This is a genomic window from Wolbachia endosymbiont of Madathamugadia hiepei (assembly GCF_013366855.1).
Lineage (GTDB): Bacteria > Pseudomonadota > Alphaproteobacteria > Rickettsiales > Anaplasmataceae > Wolbachia.
In genome coordinates this window covers 1-2,150 of the sequence record NZ_WQMP01000156.1, presented here as the reverse complement: position 1 = coordinate 2,150, position 2,150 = coordinate 1, and the positions used below count along the sequence as shown (strand labels likewise).

Genomic DNA, 2,150 nt, shown 5'->3' with positions numbered 1-2,150 from the left:
CTATTCTCGCTCAAAAACTTGATGATGCTACTGAAAAAGGCAGACAAGAAGGCAGAGCGGAGGGGAGAGAGGAAGGCATCCAAATCGGCCATGAAAAAGGCAGAAAAGAAAGGGAAATTGAAGTTGCTAAAAACCTACTTAAAGCAGGAGTTTCTATTGATATCATAGCTCAAACTACTGGTCTTCCTAGAGCTGAAATTGCACAACTCACAGAAGAAGTTACGAGTTAATTTCAAATCACTTGGCCGAGCAGATACTGATATTTTGCAGTGCATATAAATAATTAGCTACCGACCGGGGCTTTTTTTTCTTACTTAGTAAATTTCTTAATGTTTATAGCTGGTTGCAATTTATGAACGAACATTTGTTTTTACAACAAGTGGTGTCATTCCATTAGCTTTACACCTTGCACAGCATAATCCAGGTACCTGCTTCACCAACTGTTCCTTACGCACTTCTTGGCGTACAAAAAAACACCACCTTTCGCATAAGCAATCAGTATGTCTCTTACAGATTCACTCAAACTTAATTAAGTGGGAGTATTATTGATGCGAAAAGGGTTTCACTAGAAGTTTAAGCGGTATGGTGCATGAGGAAGACATAAACCAGTTAGTAGAAAGTGGATTTGATATTAACTCAAAAGATGCAAATGGAATCACTCTTTTGCATAAATTTACAAAAGAAGGCGATGCAGCTAGAGTAAGATCATTGCTAGAGCATGCGGCAGATTTTAATGTCGTAGACAGCGAAAATAGAAATCCGCTGCATTATGCTGTTATGCATGGACATAAGAAAATTGCTAAACTTCTTGTCAACCAGCTGACAATTAATTCCAAAGATAAAAATGGATTTACTCCGCTTCACCTTGCTGCGCTACAAGATGATACGGAATTAATAGGTTTTTTGATCGCAAAAGGTGCAAAAATTAATGAAAGAGATGCTAAAGAAGGCTACACTCCTCTTCACATAGCTTCACTATACGGTTCCAAAAAAAGTGTCCAAGCTTTAGTTGATAGTGGAGCCAATCTTGAATGCGAAGATAATAATCTTCACACTCCTTTATTTCTGACCATTTATCAGTGTACCGCACATTATGAGAGTAGAGAAGAAATTATAGAATATCTGATAAAAAAAGAGGCGAATATAGAAGCAAAAGACGCTGAGAATAATACTACGCTCTTCCTAGCGGCATATAACAATAAAATGCAAATAGTGAAACTTATTGTAAAGAAACAGCAAGCAAAAGCTAACTTTAAAGAATTTATCTGTACAAAAAACAGCCATGGTTTTGATGCATTGGATTGCGCTGTTGAGCATAACAATGGGAAAATGGTAATATTTCTTGTTTCAAAGGGAATAGATGCAAATGATCAAGATTTCAATGGTAATGCCCGGTTACATAAAGCTAGCTATAATGGTGACACTAAAGCAGTTAGGTTCTTATTGGAGCTTAAAGTAAATGTGAATGCTGTCACCAAATGTAACAGAACTCCCCTGCTGCTAGCAGTTAAAAAAGGTCATACAAAGATTGTGAAAATGTTACTGGAAGTCAAAGCCAATATGAATATCTGCGAGCAACAGGGTTATACACCTCTGCATCTTGCTGTCCAAAGGGATTATTTTGATATAGCCCAGTGGTTGATAGAGAAAGGAGCAGACCTTAGCATTAAGTGCAAAGATGGTTACACTGCAATAGACATGTTTATCAACAAAGCTAATGGCAGAGCAGACATCAACGAAAACTACAAGAAATTTTGTAGGTTTTTAATACTTTACCTGAAAGAGCTACATAGTAAATACAAAGCTTCTTGCATGTTTTCAACCCTGGCTTTAAGCTTAACAATTCTAGGATTACCATTTATTTTTAAGCCTATAATCAAATATAGAGAAAGAAATAGAATGTATAAAAAAACTAAGGCTATGCTGGAAAACTTACTCTATATTTAATGTATCTATTCAGCAAAAGTAGTGTCATGTAAGTAGCTCCTTTTTTGTCATCCAAGTAGCTGGCACTGGGATTTGTGATACTACTTTAGTAATAAAAATTTTACCAAGCGAGAAAAAAAGCAAAAGAAGCCCTGGTCAATACCTGTTCAAAAATATTGGCATCTTTTTAGTCTTAAACGCTGCAATCTAGCTGCTTTTAAACC

At 36.2% G+C, this 2,150-nt stretch carries 1 protein-coding gene and 1 pseudogene; both read left to right on the top strand.

Going from position 1 to position 2,150, the window contains the following annotated elements; genetic code table 11:
- Window positions 1–230: pseudogene (locus GO685_RS04890) on the top strand (Rpn family recombination-promoting nuclease/putative transposase); the annotation flags it as partial.
- A gap of 352 nt (window positions 231–582) precedes the next feature.
- Window positions 583–1,947, top strand: a complete 1,365-nt coding sequence (locus tag GO685_RS04885; protein WP_175937818.1) for an ankyrin repeat domain-containing protein — start codon at window positions 583–585, stop codon at window positions 1,945–1,947.
- The last annotated feature ends 203 nt before the right edge of the window (window positions 1,948–2,150 follow it).